The organism is Sphingomonas sp. LH128 (assembly GCF_000293195.2).
GTDB classification, from domain to species: Bacteria; Pseudomonadota; Alphaproteobacteria; order Sphingomonadales; family Sphingomonadaceae; genus Novosphingobium; species Novosphingobium resinovorum_A.
In genome coordinates, this window is record NZ_ALVC01000045.1 from 1 (window position 1) to 16,830 (window position 16,830).

Annotated in this window: 16 protein-coding genes, 3 tRNA genes and 1 pseudogene; 13 read left to right on the forward strand and 7 right to left on the reverse strand. The window is 65.8% G+C overall.

Annotated features, from left to right (window positions below):
* The 4 genes from LH128_RS04405 to rsmA form a co-directional block, all read left to right on the forward strand.
* Positions 1-1,270, forward strand: a 1,270-nt coding sequence (locus LH128_RS04405) for an LPS-assembly protein LptD (RefSeq protein WP_008828375.1), incomplete at its 5' end; no start/stop codon positions are given.
* Between the two features lie 196 nt (positions 1,271-1,466).
* Positions 1,467-2,813 (forward strand): peptidylprolyl isomerase, encoded by a 1,347-nt coding sequence (locus LH128_RS04410; RefSeq protein ID WP_008828376.1) that lies wholly within the window; start codon positions 1,467-1,469, stop codon positions 2,811-2,813.
* 7 nt (positions 2,814-2,820) lie between these two features.
* The gene (gene pdxA / locus LH128_RS04415) at positions 2,821-3,819 is read left to right on the forward strand and encodes a 4-hydroxythreonine-4-phosphate dehydrogenase PdxA (protein WP_008828377.1); all 999 of its coding nucleotides are present in this window, start codon (positions 2,821-2,823) and stop codon (positions 3,817-3,819) included.
* A 139-nt stretch (positions 3,820-3,958) separates the two neighbouring features.
* On the forward strand, positions 3,959-4,783 hold the full coding sequence (gene rsmA, locus LH128_RS04420) for a 16S rRNA (adenine(1518)-N(6)/adenine(1519)-N(6))-dimethyltransferase RsmA (RefSeq protein WP_008828378.1): 825 nt from the start codon (positions 3,959-3,961) through the stop codon (positions 4,781-4,783).
* Positions 4,784-4,801: 18 nt separating this feature from the next.
* Here rsmA and LH128_RS04425 read toward each other — a convergent pair whose 3' ends face one another.
* The 4 genes from LH128_RS04425 to yajC all read right to left on the reverse strand — a co-directional run bounded on the left by LH128_RS04425 (position 4,802) and on the right by yajC (position 8,246).
* Positions 4,802-5,161: a hypothetical protein gene (locus LH128_RS04425; RefSeq protein ID WP_008828379.1), complete on the reverse strand. Its 360-nt coding sequence runs from the start codon at positions 5,159-5,161 to the stop codon at positions 4,802-4,804.
* Between the two features lie 97 nt (positions 5,162-5,258).
* A complete protein-coding gene (gene secF, locus LH128_RS04430) occupies positions 5,259-6,248 on the reverse strand; it encodes a protein translocase subunit SecF (RefSeq protein WP_008828380.1) in 990 nt (329 codons plus the stop codon).
* A gap of 15 nt (positions 6,249-6,263) precedes the next feature.
* Positions 6,264-7,874 carry a protein translocase subunit SecD gene (secD, locus tag LH128_RS04435; RefSeq protein ID WP_008828381.1) on the reverse strand — a complete coding sequence of 537 codons (1,611 nt, stop codon included), beginning with the start codon at positions 7,872-7,874 and terminating at the stop codon, positions 6,264-6,266.
* A gap of 36 nt (positions 7,875-7,910) precedes the next feature.
* Entirely contained in the window at positions 7,911-8,246 is a 336-nt protein-coding gene (gene yajC / locus LH128_RS04440) for a preprotein translocase subunit YajC (RefSeq protein WP_008828382.1), read from the reverse strand.
* 281 nt (positions 8,247-8,527) lie between these two features.
* On the opposite strand from yajC, the gene LH128_RS04445 reads away from it, so the two are divergent.
* The 5 genes from LH128_RS04445 (at position 8,528) to aroQ (ending at position 10,546) form a co-directional block, all read left to right on the forward strand.
* A tRNA-Pro gene (locus LH128_RS04445) sits at positions 8,528-8,604 on the forward strand.
* A gap of 162 nt (positions 8,605-8,766) precedes the next feature.
* On the forward strand, positions 8,767-9,123 hold the full coding sequence (locus LH128_RS04450; protein WP_008828383.1) for a hypothetical protein: 357 nt from the start codon (positions 8,767-8,769) through the stop codon (positions 9,121-9,123).
* Positions 9,124-9,209: 86 nt separating this feature from the next.
* Positions 9,210-9,623, forward strand: coding sequence for a holin family protein (locus tag LH128_RS04455; RefSeq protein WP_008828384.1), 414 nt, complete (start codon positions 9,210-9,212; stop codon positions 9,621-9,623).
* Between the two features lie 35 nt (positions 9,624-9,658).
* Positions 9,659-9,997, forward strand: a complete 339-nt coding sequence (locus tag LH128_RS04460) for a hypothetical protein (RefSeq protein WP_008828385.1) — start codon at positions 9,659-9,661, stop codon at positions 9,995-9,997.
* Positions 9,998-10,108: 111 nt separating this feature from the next.
* Complete coding sequence (gene aroQ / locus LH128_RS04465; protein ID WP_008828386.1) at positions 10,109-10,546, forward strand: type II 3-dehydroquinate dehydratase; 438 nt, start codon at positions 10,109-10,111, stop codon at positions 10,544-10,546.
* Positions 10,547-10,716: 170 nt separating this feature from the next.
* Here aroQ and LH128_RS04470 read toward each other — a convergent pair whose 3' ends face one another.
* The gene (locus tag LH128_RS04470) at positions 10,717-11,202 is read right to left on the reverse strand and encodes a hypothetical protein (RefSeq protein ID WP_008828387.1); all 486 of its coding nucleotides are present in this window, start codon (positions 11,200-11,202) and stop codon (positions 10,717-10,719) included.
* Between the two features lie 10 nt (positions 11,203-11,212).
* Positions 11,213-11,677, reverse strand: coding sequence for an Lrp/AsnC family transcriptional regulator (locus LH128_RS04475; protein WP_008828388.1), 465 nt, complete (start codon positions 11,675-11,677; stop codon positions 11,213-11,215).
* A 253-nt stretch (positions 11,678-11,930) separates the two neighbouring features.
* Between LH128_RS04475 and LH128_RS04480 the strand changes: the two genes are divergently transcribed.
* From LH128_RS04480 to LH128_RS04495, 4 genes are all read left to right on the forward strand, one after another.
* A complete protein-coding gene (locus LH128_RS04480; protein WP_008828389.1) occupies positions 11,931-13,814 on the forward strand; it encodes a HAMP domain-containing histidine kinase in 1,884 nt (627 codons plus the stop codon).
* A gap of 37 nt (positions 13,815-13,851) precedes the next feature.
* A complete protein-coding gene (locus LH128_RS04485) occupies positions 13,852-14,856 on the forward strand; it encodes a polysaccharide deacetylase family protein (RefSeq protein WP_008828390.1) in 1,005 nt (334 codons plus the stop codon).
* A gap of 80 nt (positions 14,857-14,936) precedes the next feature.
* Positions 14,937-15,012 (forward strand) — tRNA-Ile (locus LH128_RS04490).
* Between the two features lie 47 nt (positions 15,013-15,059).
* A tRNA-Pro gene (locus tag LH128_RS04495) sits at positions 15,060-15,136 on the forward strand.
* Positions 15,137-15,703: 567 nt separating this feature from the next.
* Here the strand turns inward: LH128_RS04495 and LH128_RS34980 are convergent.
* Positions 15,704-16,693, reverse strand: a pseudogene (locus LH128_RS34980) (recombinase family protein); the annotation flags it as partial.
* Positions 16,694-16,830 lie beyond the last annotated feature (137 nt).

The window sequence follows — 16,830 nt, forward strand, 5'->3', positions numbered from 1 at the left end:
CTCGATCCGGCGCGCGACCGACCGCACCTTCCTGCGCCGCTACGACAACAACCGCGACGACCGCCTGCGCTCGATGGTCGAAGTGGAGCGGATCGACCAGGACAGCTACTTCTCGATCGCGGGCTACGCCACGCAGACCCTGGTAGCCAGCCGCCAGCAGGGCCTGATCCCGGTGGCGCTGCCGATGATCGACTATCGCCGGCGCATCGACGACCCGCTCCTCGGCGGCAAATTCGAGATTCAGGCCAATTCGCTTAACATCAGCCGGACCGACGGGCAGGACACCCAGCGTGCCTTTGCCAGTGCGCAATGGTCACTGCGCCAGTTGACCCGCATGGGCCAGGAAATCACCGTTACCGGGCTCGTGCGCGGTGACGTCTACCACTCCTCCGACAACGCCCTGACCACGGAAGACCTGTATCGCGGGCTCGCCGGCTGGCAGGAGCGCGGCATCGCGACGGCGGCGGTGGATGTAAAGTGGCCGCTGGTAGGGCAGGCATTCGGCGGCACGCAGGTGCTGACCCCGCGCGTCCAGTTGGTCGCCTCGCCCCACTTCCGGAACCTCGCGATCCCCAACGAGGATTCGCGCGCGGTCGATCTCGACACCGGCAACCTCTTCGCTCTCAACCGCTTCCCGGGCTACGACCGGGTCGAGGACGGCGTGCGCTTCACCTACGGCTTCGACTGGCAGTTCGAGCGGCCGCGCTGGAAGATCAAGACCACGGTGGGCCAGTCGGTGCGCCTGAGCAACCAGAACACCGTTCTGCCCGATGGCACCGGTCTGTCGAACAAGACCTCCGACATCGTCGGCCGCACCGAGATCCGCTACCGGGACTTCCTGAACTTTATCCACCGCTTCAGGCTGGACAAGGACACGATGGCCGTGCGCCGCAACGAATTCGATGCGGTGATCGGCAATACCCAGAGCTACCTCGAACTGGGTTACACCCGCCTTAATCGCAACATCGTCAACAGCGTCGAAGACTTGCAGGACAGGGAGGAACTGCGCGCTGCAGGGCGTATCGCGTTTGCCCGCTACTGGTCGATGTTCGGCTCGGCCGTCGTCAACATGACCAGCCGCAAGGACAACCTGCAATACGGCTCCAACGGTTTCCAGCCGCTGCGCACGCGCTTCGGCGCGGCCTACGAAGACGACTGCGTCCAGATTTCGCTGACCTGGCGCCGCGATTACGTGGCGCTCGGCGACGTGAAGCGCGGCGACTCTTTCCAGCTGGGCTTCGCGCTGAAGAACATCGGCGGCGGCATCTAGGTTCGCCTTCGCCCGATACGCACGAGCAAAGATTGGCACATTCCGGCAAAGCCGCTATCGGGTGTGCTCATTTTCAGTTAAGCCGCCTCCCGGCAGGTGTGACTTGGATAAATGCGGCGGCAATTCCCGGCTTCGGGACTTCCCGCCGTTGATGCACCGGCCCCACGGGTCGGTCGAAAACGGGATTGATACAACGGTGCAAGCAGTTAACCGCAAGTTCCTCAAGCGCGCCCTCCTTTGCGTCGGCGGCCTCGCTGCGATGTCTTCCGCGCTGACCGTTCATGCTCAATCCGCTCCGCAGGGCGAGATTTCGATCCCCGACGACGTGAAGATTTTCGGCAACGACAACCCGAACATGCGCCGCGCCACTGCGGTCGTGAATGGCGACGTCATCACCGGCACCGACGTCGACCAGCGCCTTGCCCTCATCGTCGCGGCCAACCAGGGCAAGATCGACGAGGAAGAACTCAAGCGCCTGCGCCTGCAGGTCCTGCGCAACCTCATCGACGAGACGCTGCAGATCCAGGAGGCCAAGGCCGCCGACGTCTCGGTAGACGAGGCCGAGATCAACCAGTCCTATGCCCGCGTCGCGCAGCAGAACTTCGGCCAGAACACCTCCGCCATGGACGCTTACCTCAAGCGCGTCGGTTCCTCGGCGGACTCGCTCAAGCGCCAGATTCGCGGCGAGCTTTCGTGGCAGCGCCTGCTCCAGCGCAACGTCCAGCCCTTCATCAACGTTTCCGACGACGAAGTGAACGACGTGCTGGCCCGCCTCAAGGCCGCCAAGGGCACCGACGAGTACCGCCTCGGTGAAATCTACCTCGCCGCCTCGCCCGAGGCGCGCGATCAGGTCTACCAGAACGCCACGCAGATCGTGCAGCAGCTCAAGGGTGGCGGCAGCTTCGTCGCCTATGCCCGCCAGTATTCGCAGGCGAGCACTGCCTCGGTCGGCGGCGACCTGGGCTGGGTGCGCCTTGCGCAGTTGCCCACCGAACTGCAGGCCGTCGCCCGCGACATGGAATCCGGCCAGCTGGTCGGCCCGATCGAGGTGCCCGGCGGTTTCGACATCCTTTACCTGATCGACAAGCGCCAGGTCCTCACCGCCGATCCGCGCGACGCGGTTCTCGCGCTGAAGCAGATCTCGCTGCCCTTCCCCAAGGGCGTGAGCGAGGCCGAGGCCGGCAAGCGCGCCGAGGCGTTCCAGACCGCGATGAAGGCGGCCAAGGGCTGCGGCGACGTCGATGGCGTGGCCAAGGGTCTCGGCGCGCAAGTCGTCACCAACGACCAGGTCAAGGCGCGCGACCTTCCGGCGCAGATCCAGAACTCGATCCTGCAGCTTTCACCCGGCGAAACACTGCCGCCGTTCGGCTCGCTCGAAGACGGCGTGCGTATCCTCATGCTGTGCGGCCGCGACGACCCGCAGACCGAGAGCGGCCCGAGCTTCGAACAGCTTCAGGCCCAGCTCGAGGACGACCGCGTCAACAAGCGCGCGCAGACCTACTTGCGCGACCTGCGCCGTGATGCCGTCATCGAATACAACTGATCGGACTATGACGGCCCCACTCGCCGTGTCTTTGGGCGATCCCGCCGGGATCGCCCCCGAAGTGATTGCCGAAAGCTGGGTGCGGCGCAGGGAAATGGCCCTCCCGCCGTTCTTCGTCGTAGGCGGCGCGGCTGTCCTGCGCGCAGCAGCGGCGACGCGCGGGATCGACCTGCCTGTCGCGTCGATCTCTGCAGCCAGTGAAGCGGCAAGCGTATTCGGCTCGGCCCTGCCGGTGCTGGGCGGCGAGGACTGCGCTCCCGCATTCGGTGAACCGACCATCGAGGGCGCAGCGCTCGCCCTGCACTCGCTGACCAAGGCCACCGCGCTCGCGCTGTCGGGCGAGGCGGGCGGCGTGGTCACCGGCCCGATCGCCAAGTCGAAACTGGCCGCAGTCGGCTTCACCCAGCCCGGGCAAACCGAATTCCTCGCCGACGCCTGCGGCTTGCCCCACGAGGCAGCCGTTATGATGCTCGCCGGGCCGTCCTTGCGCACCGTGCCGCTGACCGTCCACGAAGCACTGGCGGCAGTGCCGGGCCTCGTCACCCGCGACCTCATCGAGAGCAAGGCCCGCATCGTCGCCCGCGCCCTCGCCCGCGATTTCGGCCTGCCGTCGGCGCGCATCGCGATCACCGGCCTCAACCCGCACGCGGGCGAGGACGGCCGCATGGGCACCGAGGACCGCGACGTCATCGTCCCCGCCATCGCCGCCCTGCAGGCCGAGGGGCTGGCCGTCACCGGCCCGCATCCCGCCGACGCCCTGTTCGCCGCCCACGCGCGCGAGGGCTACGACGTGGCGCTATGCATGTACCACGATCAGGCGCTGATCCCGATCAAGACGCTCGACTTCGATCAGGGCGTGAACGTGACGCTCGGCCTGCCGATTGTGCGCACCTCGCCCGACCACGGCACCGCCTTCGCCATCGCCGGCAAGGGCATGGCGAGCGCCGGCGCGATGATCGCCGCGATCCGCATGGCCGGCGAATGCGCCGCGCGGAGGGCCGCATGAAGACGAATCCACTAGTAGGCCCACCCCCCGCCCCTTCCGCAAGCGGGAGGGGAGCAGCACCGTTCAGCCCTCCCGCTTGCGGGAGGGCCGGTAGGCTTGGCGGTTTACCGCCTAGCCGGACGGGGTGGGCACTTACGCAATGACCACCCTCCCCCCCTTACGCGAAGTTATCGCCCGCCACGGCCTTTCGGCCTCCAAGGCGCTCGGCCAGAACTTCCTGTTCGATGAGCAACTGCTCGACCGCATCGCCGCGATTCCCGGATCGCTGGACGGCAAGGACGTGCTCGAAGTCGGCCCCGGCCCCGGCGGCCTGACCCGCGCCCTGCTGCGTGCGGGCGCCAACGTCACCGCGATTGAGATGGACCGCCGCTGCCTGCCCGCCCTCGCCGAACTGGCGGAGGCATTCCCCGGCAAGCTCAAGGTCATCGAGGGCGACGCGCTCAAGATCGATCCGAAGACGCTGTTCGCGGGCGAGTATCACATCCTCTCCAACCTGCCCTACAACGTCGGCACGGCGCTGTTCACCGGCTGGCTATCGGGAGAGGCATGGCCGCCGCAGTGGGCCTCGCTGACGCTGATGTTCCAGGAGGAAGTCGCCCGCCGCATCGTCGCCGAGCCGGATACTTCCGCCTATGGCCGCCTTGCGGTGCTGGCGCAGTGGCGCTCGAAGGCGAAGCTGGCGATGAAGGTCCACCGCAGCGCCTTCACCCCGCCGCCCAAGGTCATGTCGGCGATCGTCCACGTCGTGCCCCGCGAAGCGCCCGAGGGCGTTTCCATGCGCGTGCTGGAGCGCGTGACCGAGGGCGCCTTCGGCCAGCGCCGCAAGATGCTGCGCCAGAGCCTCAAGGGCGTGCCCGGCGCACTGGATGCGCTGGAAGCCCTCGGTATCGACGCCCAGCGCCGGGCCGAAACGCTGTCGGTCGCGGAGTTCGTGAGCGTGGCCAAGGCTTTGACGAAAGCCTGATCGCCCGCCGCGCCGCGCTCACTGATATCGCAGCGTCTTTTCGAACCCTTCGTTCGCCTTGGTCATCTTGGCCAGCTTGCGTAGCTGGCCGCGGACGTTCCGCTGGAAGCGCGCATCGTCATAGATGCCCGTCACCCGGTATTCGTCCTCAGCGATCAGTTCCTTGATCCGCGCGGCGAAGGCGGTCTGGTCGTCCACGCAGTCCGCCGCCTTCAGCGTCCGGCAGACCCATTCCTCGGCCGCCGCCTTGTCGTAGTCGTCCTGCGCCTCGTAGCCGCGCCTGTCGGCGTCCGCCTGGTCGAGTTTCGCCGCTTCGAACCGGCGCTCCAGCCATTTGCGCACTTGCGGGGCGTCCCACGCCTTCGACGGATTGCTCATCGTATTCTCCAAACCTGAGCCGCTATAGCGCGCGCCAGCGAAAAGGCCCGCCCCGCATCGCGCGGGACGGGCCTTTTTCTCTAGCCGCCGAGGAAGATCAGGGCTGCGGCTGACCACGCTCGCGGGCCAGACGCTCCTGACGGTCGATCGCCGATTCGGTCTGCACGAAGCTGTCCGACTTCACGCCCAGCCAGATCAGGATCGGCGCGGACATGAAGATCGAGCTGTACGTACCGATGAAGATGCCCAGCGTGATCGCGGCGGTGAAGCCGAAGATCACGTCCGGACCCAGCAGCAGCAGCGCCACCAGCATGATCAGGATCGACAGCGAGGTCACGACCGTGCGCGACAGCGTCTCGTTCACCGACAGGTCGAGCAGTTCGGCCATCGGCATGCGGCGGTGCTTCTTGAGGTTCTCGCGGATGCGGTCGTAGACCACGATCTTGTCGTTCAGCGAATAACCCAGCAGCGTCAGCAGCGCCGCCACGATGTTGAGGTCGAACTCCATCTGCGTCAGCGAGAACATGCCCACGGTCAGCAGAATGTCCTGGATCAGCGCGAACAAGGCCCCTGCGGCGAACTGCCATTCGAAACGCACCCAGATGTAGATCGAGATGCACAGCATCGCCAGGCTCAGCGCCAGCACGCCGGTCTTGAGCAGTTCGCCCGAGACCTTGCCCGAGACCGAATCGACGCCGTCGATGCGCGCATCCGGGAATGCCTGCTTGACCGTGGTGGTGATCTTCTGCGCCATCGCGTCGGCCAACTGCGGATGCGCCTCGGTGCCCTCGGGCAGGCGCATGCGCAGCGAGACTTCGTTGGGCTTGCCGAAGTTCTGCACGACCGGCTCGCCGTAGCCGAGCTTGTCGACGGTCTTGGTCAGCGCGTCCACCGGCGCGACCGCGCTGCGCTCGAAGGTCACGCGGATCATCTGGCCGCCGACGAAGTCGACGCCCAGGTTCAACCCGTGGGTGAACAGCAGCACCACCGAGGCGACCATCAGCACGATGTTGCTGATGAAGAACGGCCACTGCCACTTGAGAAAGTGGATGTTGGTGTTGTCGGGAATGAGCTTGAGGAGCTTCATTGTCTCTCTCCGCGCTTACAGGTTGAGGTCCGAAGGGCGCGCCTTGCGCAGCCATCCGGCAACCCACATGCGGGTCAGGGTCACGGCGGTGAACACCGAGGTGACGATACCGATCATCAGCACGACCGCGAAGCCGCGCACCGGACCCGAACCGAACGCGAACATCAGCAGCGCCGCGATCGAGTTGGTGATGTTGGCGTCGAAGATCGCGCGGCTCGCTTCCTTGTAGCCCAGTTCCACCGACTGCACCACGCGGCGGCCCTTGGACCGTTCCTCGCGGATGCGTTCGTTGATGAGCACGTTGGCGTCCACCGCCGCGCCCAGCGTCAGCACGAAGCCGGCGATGCCCGGCAGCGTCAGAGTGGTGCCGAACACCGCCATCACGCCCAGGATCATCAGGATGTTGATCGCAAGGGCGCAGATGCAGGCATAGATGCCGAAACGGCCGTAAGTCAGGATGATGAAGAGCACGAGCGCCAGCGTGCCGACGCCCATCGCGACGGCACCCTTATGGATCGCCTCGGCGCCGAGGTCGGGACCGACGGTGCGTTCCTCGACGACCTTGAGGTCCACCGGCAGTGCGCCCGAACGCAGCGCGATCGCCAGCTGAGTGGCCGACTTCGTGGTAAAGCTGCCCGAGATCTGCGCGCTGCCGCCCAGGATCGCCTCGTTGATCGAGGGCGCCGAGAGCACCTTGCCGTCGAGGATGATGGCGAAGCGCTTGCCGACGTTGGCGCTGGTCAGCGCCGCGAACTTCTCGCCGCCCTGCTGGTTGAAGGTGATGTTCACCACCGCGCGGTTGTTCTGCTGGTCGAAGCCCTGCTTGGCGTTCGTCAGCTGGTCGCCGGTGATGCCGCCGAGGCGCTTGACCGCGATGACCGGGCTCGGCCCTTCAGCCATGCCCTCGGCATAAGGCGCGATCTCGTCACCCGGAGGCGCGATGCCCTGTGCGAGGTCGGCGGGCGATGCGGTCTCGTCCACCATCTTGAATTCGAGCTTGGCGGTCTGGCCGAGCAGCGCCTTGAGCGCCGCCGGATCCTGCAGACCGGGCACCTGCACGTCGATGCGGGTGCCGCCGAGACGGCGGATGTCGGGCTCCTTGGTGCCCAGCGCGTCGATACGCTTGCGGACGACCTCGACGGCGGTTTCCATCGCGTTGCTGACTTCGAGGTCGATGCCCGCCGAAGTCGGCGCCAGCACGAACTGGTTGCCGTTGACGACCGAGATGTCCCAGTCACGCTGGCCGGTCAGGCCCGCACCATTGGTCAGCGGCAGCAGCGCCTCGCGCGCGGCGTCCACCTGCGACGTGTCGCGTACGGTGAAGGTCAGACGGCCGCCCCGGCTCGATACGTCGCCGATGCCGATGGCGGGCTCGGCCGCGCCCAGCTTGGTGCGGACCGATTCCTCCATGCCCTGCAGGCGCTGCTGAACGACCTGATTGCGGTCGGCTTCCAGCAGCAGGCGCGAGCCGCCCGCAAGATCGAGGCCGAGGTTGACCTTGGGCGCGGGCACGCCTGCGGGCAGGTGGATATTGGTGAAGGTCAGCAGCGTGGGTACGGACAGCAGGCAGAGCACCGCCGCTATCCCCCAGTACCAGACCTTCTTGAAGATCGAGAATTCAAGCATCGCCTAATCGCTTTCCCAAAGGAGCGTCCGGTCGGTTCAGTCGTTCGCGGGCTTCGAGCCTGCGGGTGGGATCACGTCGACGATCGTGGACTTGAGCGCCTTGACCTTCACGCCCTGCGCCAGTTCGATCTCGGCGTAGTTGTCGTCGACCTTGACGATCTTGCCGATCAGGCCGCCACCGGTCAGCACCTCGTCACCCTTCTTGAGCGCCGCGAGCTTGTTCTTCTGCTCCTTCTGCTGCTTCATCTGCGGGCGCAGGATGAGGAACCAGAAGATCGCGGCCATCGCCACGAACGGCAGGTAAGTCATCCAGGCCGGCGGCGCACCGGCGGGGGCGGCTGCGGCAAGCTGGGCGAGGATCGAGGTCTGCATGAAAATGATGGGCCTTCTCGTGTCGCGTGTCGGACGGCGAATCGTGTGCCGGCCGGGCCTGACGCGCATGACGGTATGATCCGCAGCCTGCGCGCAGGCGGATGCGGGCGGTTAGCAATAAAGCGAAGCGCTGGCAACGCGGGCTTCCCGCGCCTCCCCCACTGTGTCTGGGCCAGATAGGGCGCGCACGCCTTCGTTCAAGCGAGTGGACAACGCGATGAAAAACTATGCCGGAGGTGCTTGCGCATCCGAAAAGACCTGCCTATAGGCCGCGCTCCGGTCGGGACGTAGCGCAGCCTGGTAGCGCATCACACTGGGGGTGTGGGGGTCGGAGGTTCGAATCCTCTCGTCCCGACCAATCAAAAACGCCGTCTCCTGCTTCATGCGGGAGACGGCGTTTTTCGTTCCGGCGACGATGATGGGGCCATGACATTGGCCGTCATCGGCTCCCCGGACTTGACCAGATAGCCTTGCGCAGCCATCCCGGACACCTTCCATGGTCTGACATGTCGGGGTGAACATGAAGCTCTCACTTGCAGTCGCTGCCTTCGGGCTGGGCACCTTCGCGACCTATCCTGCGATGGCGCAGACCGCGTCGTGCTATCGCCTCGGCAATGTCGCATCGTGCACGGCCACCCAGACCATGGGCGACAATCCGGCCCAGCAGCGATACTCGGGCTTTCAGGAAGTCGAGGGCCTGCGCGACAAGAACGAGGAACGGGAGGCGGTCCGTCAGGAGCAGGGTCTTCGCGAAGAAGTCGGCACGCTGATCGCTGACGGCAAGTGCGCGGATGCGCGCAAGGCGGCGCTCAGGGCCGGAGATTTCGCGCTGGCGAAAGAAGCCGGTTCGATGTGCCAGCCTGCGCAGCGGCGCTAACCCAGCGGCCGCGCGCAAGAATTCATTTTCCTACACGAACCGATATGGTCATTTGAAAGCGGGTCACTTTCGCAAAGGATCCTGCCATGGCCCTCCTCGATTCGCTGCTCGGCCCCGTTACCCGCATCATCGACAAGGTCGTCCCCGACCCCGAGGCGCGCGACCGCGCCAAGCTGGAACTGCTCAAGCTCGAGAACACCCAGGAACTCGAAATGCTGCAGGCCAGCCTTTCGGCCATCGTCGCCGAGGCGAACAGCGCCGACCCCTGGACCAGCCGCGCGCGGCCGAGCTTTCTCTACGTGATGTACCTCGTGATCCTCTGGGCCTTGCCGATGGGCGTGGTCGCGGCGTTCAATCCGGGGCTCGCCAAGGCCATCGGCGCGGGGATGAACGGCTATCTCGCGGGGATTCCGGAGCCGCTCTATGCGCTCTTCGGCACAGGCTACCTCGGCTATTCGGCGATGCGCCAGTGGGGCAAGACCAAGGGCTCCGACCGGTAAGCGAAACGCTAACGCTTTCGCGCTATCCTGCTCGCATGATCGCGCTCTCCCTCCTTCACCGTCCGCTCGGCAAAGCCTTGATTGGCCTTGCCGGGCTTTTTTCGCTGGCGGGCTGCAGCCAGCCTCCCGCACCTGCCCCGACCGAGAGCACCGCCGAGGACGCGGCCGCAGAAGCCAAGGCCCGCGCCAAGGCCGAGCGCGAAGCGAAGCTCGCGGCGTTCTACGGCGGCGATGCCCCCGCAAGCGAACAGGCCTCGAAAAAGGACGACGGACCGGGCAATTCCCCGCCGCCGCCCGCAGCGCCGCCACCCTCGGCGCCCAGCATCGGCAGCGCGCTCGCCGCGCCCGATCCCGGCATCGGCAAGGTTGAATGACACGCCAAGGTCGAATGACACTGCGCCGCCGTCCAGCTTGCACCCTGCGCCCGGCCCGCTAAACCTCGCGTCCCACAACTCGCGCTGCTTTGGCGGAAGGTATTCAAGTCCATGACGGAAAAGCTGGTCTACGTGCTCAACGGCCCCAACCTCAACCGGCTGGGCAAGCGCGAACCGGCGATCTACGGATCGCAGACCCTCGACGACATCGGCGCGATGCTGGAAGAACGCGGCAAGACGCTGGGCATCAGTGTCCTGCTCTTCCAGTCCAACCACGAAGGCGACCTCGTCGACTGGCTGCACGAGGCCGAGGACGCGGGCGCCCACGCGGTGCTGCTGAACGCCGGGGCCTATACGCATACATCGGTGGCGCTGCTCGACGCGATCCGTTCTATCACCGCGCCGGTGATCGAGGTCCATCTCTCCAACCCGCACACGCGCGAGGACTTCCGGCACAAGTCGTGGGTCGGCATGGCGGCGAAGGGCACGATCGCCGGGTTCGGCGCGCAAAGCTACATGCTGGCGCTGGAGGCTGCCGCGGGGCTTTGAACGGCAGCACGATCGTCATCCCAGCGAAGGCTGGGACCGCTATGACCATGTTACACCCTATCGGCAGGTCAGCGCGGATTTTGCGGGGGTCTTGCAGATAGCGCAGCTCTGACGAGAGCGGTCCCAGCCTTCGCTGGGATGACGGGCGCTATGAAGGCGACTTCGGTACGTCACCCCTTGCAGTGACGCAGTTCCCCCCGGTCATCGCGAACCGCAACGATCCGGTGCACCGACACGCCCTGCGGATCGACCGCATCGGGCAGCGCAACAAGGCAGATACCCTGCCCGGTCAGATTGAGGAGCGCCTTGCGCACATCCTCGGTGGTTGCCTGCTGCGCCAATCCCGCGATGACGAAACCCGGACGCTTGCCGCGCGGTTCTGCTGGCAACATATGCCCGTGAAGATCGGCAATCGGCTTGCCCTGCACCAACCAGCGGTCGGCAGCGGCGTCATAGAACGACGCGGCGTCAATGTCCGCACGCGTGATGCCTGCCGCTACTGAACATCGCCCGTAGTCGCTGCTGTCGGCGAGTTGGAAAGCCGCTGTATTCTGCGCATCGCCGCGCGGCCAGAACCACCAGGCGTTCGCCGCCACCAGCAACGCCACCGCCGCAACGAGCAAAGGCGTACGCTTCGACCGTCCCGTCACGCGCATCGCTCCAACCTCAGCCCAGCGGAACGCCCGGGATGCTCTTGGCGGTGCGGATCGTCAGCGAGGTCTTGACGCTGTCCACGTTGGGCGCGGGCGTCAGCTTGCTGGTGAGGAATTCCTGGAAGCTCTGCAGATCGCGGCTGACGATCTTCAGGATGAAGTCGATCTCGCCGTTGAGCATGTGGCACTCGCGCACTTCGGGCAGGCCCTTCATGTGGTCCTCGAAGGCGCGCAGCGATTCCTCGGCCTGGCTCTTGAGGCTGACCAGCGCGAAGACGGTGATCGTGAAGCCCAGCTTCGACGCGTCGAGATCGGCATGATAGCCCTGGATCACGCCCGCTTCCTCGAGGCTGCGCACGCGGCGCAGGCACGGCGGCGCGGTCAGGCCCACGCGCTGGGCGAGTTCGACATTGGTGATGCGACCTTCCGCCTGCAATTCCGCCAGCAGGCGACGGTCGATTTCATCGAGATTGATCATTCAAATTCCCCAGGCACACGCCTCTCGCTTCGCCTTGTTGCAACATCTACATCGAAAATGCGAGCGCGCCGTAATATTATTAGCCCATAGCGTAATCGTCCCGCTTTGCAACGGCCGAAACTCGGCTCTTTCGATCCCGACGCACTTTGCTACGAAAAAGCGACCCGGTGTTTTCCTTATGGTAAACATCACGCGGGCATAGGACCGAATCTGCCACGTAACCCGAGGCGCGCCTTTCGCGTCTGGAGATGGAATGCATTTCGACGATCGCCTTGCCACGGTCCTGCGCCTCCCGTCCTCGGGGGACAGTCTCGCGCGGATCCAGTTCAGGCAGCTCATCGACATTCTCGGACGTGCGACTGATTCGCAGGAGACGGGCGAGATGGTGGAGGCGGCCTATGCCCGGCTGGGCCAGCTCGGCCGCGAAATCCCCGCCGCGGATCGCGCGCGGTTGCTGCGCCAGCCCCTGCAGCCGATGGCCAATCCGCGCCTGCTGACCTGGCTGGCCGAGGCCGAACCCGACGTCGCCTGCGCCGGGATTGCAGCCGCTCATCTAGACGACGCGGCATGGCTGGCGCTGATCCCGCGCCTGCCGGTGCGCGCGCGCGGCATCCTACGCCACCGCCGAGATCTGTCGCCGCGCGTCGAGGCGCTATTGGAACAGCTTGGCGTGCACGACCGCGGGCTTCCCTCCGGCCCCGCCGACCCGCTGCCCGAAGACCCGCTGCCCGAGATACCGGTCCGCTTCCAGCGCCCCACCGGTGACATCGCCATCGACCAGGACATGTCGGATGACGTGCTCGAACTGCTCGACATGGCAGACGACCCGCCGCCGCCGACGTCGCTCAGCGAATGGGCGCGCGCCCGCGCGGCGCAGCAGCACAAGGACCTGCAGCACAAGGTCGCGGCCGACCCTGCTTCCGGCCCCTCCCCTGGCCAACGCGACGCGGGGATCGGCGCGATCGTTCGCCGCATCGAGGAATTCCGCAAGGCACGCGAGGCCAAGGGACCGCCCGAAGCGCAGGCCGATTCGCCGCGCCTGCCGCTCGGCGATACCGCTGCGCCCGCCCCGCATCGCCTGGCCGCCGCCATCGACTTCACCACCGGCGTCGAAGGCCGCATCGACTGGGCCGACGGCCCTTATGCGTCCTCAGTGGTCGGCCTCGCCCTCGGCACGCATGATCCGCAAGCGCAGCCGGTCGCCCGGGCCATGCTGCAACACCTGCCGCTGCGCGCCGCCCGTATCGTCGTCACCGGCGCCCCTGCCGTGAGCGGGCTCTGGCAAGTCGACGCCGCTCCCCGGTTCGACCATGGCCGCTTCGCCGGATATTGCGGCCGCCTGCGCCGCCTTGCTGCGCCTGTCGAGGTCGCCGCCGTGCCGGCAGCGCCGCATGCCGAGGCCGACCGCATGCGCGAAGTGCTGCACGAGTTGCGCACCCCCGCCAACGCGATCCAGGTCGCCGCCGAGATCATCCAGCAGCAGCTTTACGGCCCTGCCCCGCACGAATACCGCGCGCTGGCCGCCGCCATCGCCGGCGACTGCGCGCACATCCTCGCCGGGTTCGAGGAACTGGACCGGCTGGTGAAGCTCGAATCGGGCGCGATGCCGCTGGAAGACGGCGAGTGCGATCTCGCCCGCGTCCTCGCGCAGACCATCGTGCGCCTGCGCGCCTGGACCGAGCCGCGCGGCAGCGGCTTCTCGATGCTCGCCGACCCGTCCGCCACCACCCTGCCGCTGCGCATCGCCCGGCCGGAGGTCGAACGGCTGGTCTGGCGCCTGTTCGCCGCCCTCGCCGGATCGACCGCGCCGGGCGAAACGCTTGAACTGCGCTGGAGCCGCCGACCCGCCGCCCAGGGCGCGATCATCGAACTGGCCGTCCAGCTTCCCGCAATCCTTGCCGAGCGGGATCCCGAGGCCCTCTTCGATCCGGTCGCCAGCGAGCGTGGCCAGTCGCTGGCGGCGGGCATGTTCGGGATCGGCTTCACCTTGCGCCTCGCTGCAGCAGAGGCCGCTGCTGCAGGCGGCGCGCTGCAGCGCATCGCAAACAGCCTCCATCTGTCGCTGCCTGCCTTGACCGGCTCCGCATCGACCGGCATGGACGCAAACGATAGCATTTCGGCAACTTTTTCGCAGTAATCCCGTGTGGATGCGACCCGCAGAGGGAAAAAATTCCTTGCCAGCCCCGAACCTTCTGCAGCCCCCCGGCAAGCAGGCCCATGCCACCTTCCGACCGGAATTCGGCCAGCGCTTCATCGTCACCGTCGATACCGAGGAAGAATTCGATTGGTCGGCCCCGCTCGACCGCGAGGCGCACAGCGTCGTCACGGTCCCGGCGCTCCGCAAGTTCCAACAGTTCTGCGAGGGTTTCGGCGTCGTCCCGTCCTACCTCATCGACTGGCCGGTCGCCGATTCGGCCTGTGCCCCCGAAGCGATCGGCGATGCCGTCTCCGCCGGGCGCGCCGAAGTGGGCGTGCAGCTTCACCCCTGGGTCAGCCCGCCCTTCGTCGAGGACGTCAACGAACTCAACAGCTACGCAGGCAACCTCCCGTTCGAACTGGAACGCGAGAAGCTGCTCACCTTGCGCGACCGCATAGAAAGCGCCTTCGGCACGCCCCCGCGCATCTACCGCGCCGGACGCTACGGACTTGGCCCGCGCACGGCGGAAATCCTGATGGAATGCGGCATCGCCGTCGATACCTCGGTGCGGGCGCGGTTCGACTATAGCGGCACCGGCGGCCCCAATTACCGTGAGCACCCGCTCCACCCCTACTGGACCGACGAAGCGCGCCAGCTTCTCGAGCTGCCCTTGACCACCGTATACTGGGGGCCACTGCGGCAAGTGGGCAACGTCATCTATCCGCACTTGTGGCGCGCACCGACGATGCGCGGCGTCCTCGCGCGGACGGGACTGCTCGAACGCATCCCCCTCACGCCCGAGGGAATCACCGCCGAAGAAGCCCTGCGCGGCGTCGATATCGCCATCGACGAAGGGCTGCCGGTGCTGGTCTTCTCCTTCCACAGCCCTTCGCTGGCGACCGGCCACACGCCTTACGTGCGCAGCGAAGCGGACCTCGACGGTCTTTACGACTGGTGGCGCACCCTGTTCACCCACCTCGCCCGGCGCGGAGTGAAGCCGACAAGTGTGCATGAAATCATGAAGAGCGTGCAACACGGGTAGAACCCCGCTTGCGTCATGCCGATTGCCAAGCTAACGGGCATGGCATCCGGCCATCGTCGATGGGGCCGGGTCCGGCACGGGGGCCTGTAGCTCAGCGGTTAGAGCTGGCCGCTCATAACGGCTAGGTCGCGGGTTCGAATCCTGCCGGGCCCACCATTCGCCGGTTGCTGCCTTCGCGGGCAGCAGCATCGACAACCCCAGGTCGGGGAGTGGCGCAGCCCGGTAGCGCGCTTGCTTTGGGAGCAAGATGTCGCAGGTTCGAATCCTGTCTCCCCGACCAATTCTCAATTTGGGGGGTGGTGGCACCGCCACCCCCTTGAGATGGGTCGGTTTCATCGATCGTTTCTGCAAGCATCGCAAAGGGTTGCTGGTAATCGGCGCTTAGCTCGCCATGCTTCCAGGTGCAGTTCGATAGTAGGAAGTTGAGCAACCGCCGTTTTTCCGGTCCGCTCGAACCCTCGAACAATCCATGCGCCTTGCGCGCCAGCGTCAGTAGCGCGACCCCCTCGTCCATATAGTCGTTGCTGGCCTCCTGATGCCGCGACAGGTCGCGCTGGCAGCGATCCAGTTCATCACGCCATTGGGCCGATACGCGCCTGTAGAAGTCCTCCGTGACCGTGCCGTCGAGCTTGTCCACATAGACCGCCTCCAGTCGATTACGCAGCCGGTCGATCTCGGCGCGCAGGCTCGTCACCGCCTCATCGTGGTCGCGCCGCTCGACTTCGAAGCTGTCCCGGAGCGCCTCGACGATAAGGACATAAACATCCTCGTCGATCCGCAGCTTCCGAAGCAGCCCAGCGAACTGCTCCTCCAATACCTCTTCCCGCACGAACTTCTCCGGGCATTTCCCGTGATAGCCGGTGCAATGATAGTAGATGTATTTGCCCTTCTTGATCTCGGCCGTCAGCGCGCAGCCGCAATGGCCGCAGCTTATCAGGCCGGTGAATGCGAACTCCCGCACGCCCCCGCCCGTCTTGGGATGGCGGGTCTTGTTATTGCGGCCGTCAAGGATGTCCTGAACGCAGAACCATAGGTCCTTGGAAATCAGCGGCTCATGGTTGCCCTGATAGACCTTTCCAAGCCATTCGAACTCACCCGTATAGAGGCGGCTCCGCAGGATTTTATGGACGGTGCTGACCGGCACGGCGCGTCCGCTCTTGCGGTAGGCCAGGCCCTCCTTGCGCGCCATCGCGCCGATCTCCTTCAAGGAATAGCCGCCCGTCGCATACCACTCGAACAGACGGGTGATGATCGGCCCCTGATCGGGTTCGACCGCAATTCCCTTCTTGCCGTCCGGGCCGACGATGTTCCGGTATCCGAAAGGCGCTGCGCTCGGCCACAAGCCCTGCTCGGCCTTCTCCAGCATGCCCTTGCGGACCTCTTCGGAGAGATTGTCGATATAGTTCTTCGCCATCAGCACCTTGATGCCGTGCATGAACTTTTCGGAGGATCGGGACTCCCGCGACAGGGAAATGCCCTCCTTCACCAGATGGATTTCGGCATCAAGCTCGTCGATCGTCACCCAGTCGCGCAGGTTGCGATAGAGGCGGTCGGTCTTTTCAACGAGAATGGTCTGCACGGTGCGGTTCTTGCGCAGGAACCGGATCATCTCGCCGAAATTGGTGCGCCCGCTGTGCTTAGCGGTCTCGATGTCCACATATTCGGCGGCAACGGTGAGGCCATTGGCTTCGGCATGGTCGTGCAGCAGCTTGAGCTGGGCGGGGATCGAAAAGCCCTCGCGCTCCTGCTCTCGGGACGATACGCGCGCATAGATTACCGCTTTGGGCGTGGCCTGCACATCCTGCCGCTTCTGCTTCGTCCTTGCTGACTTCGCCATGCTGATACTCCTGACTGACCGCTAGTGCCGCTCTCCGCTGATCCCAGCCGCTTCCTCCAGTGACAGGACGGATTGCGCCACGGCAGGCGATGATTGACGCGCTTTATTGAGGAACCGCACATCGGCGGGGGGAAAAA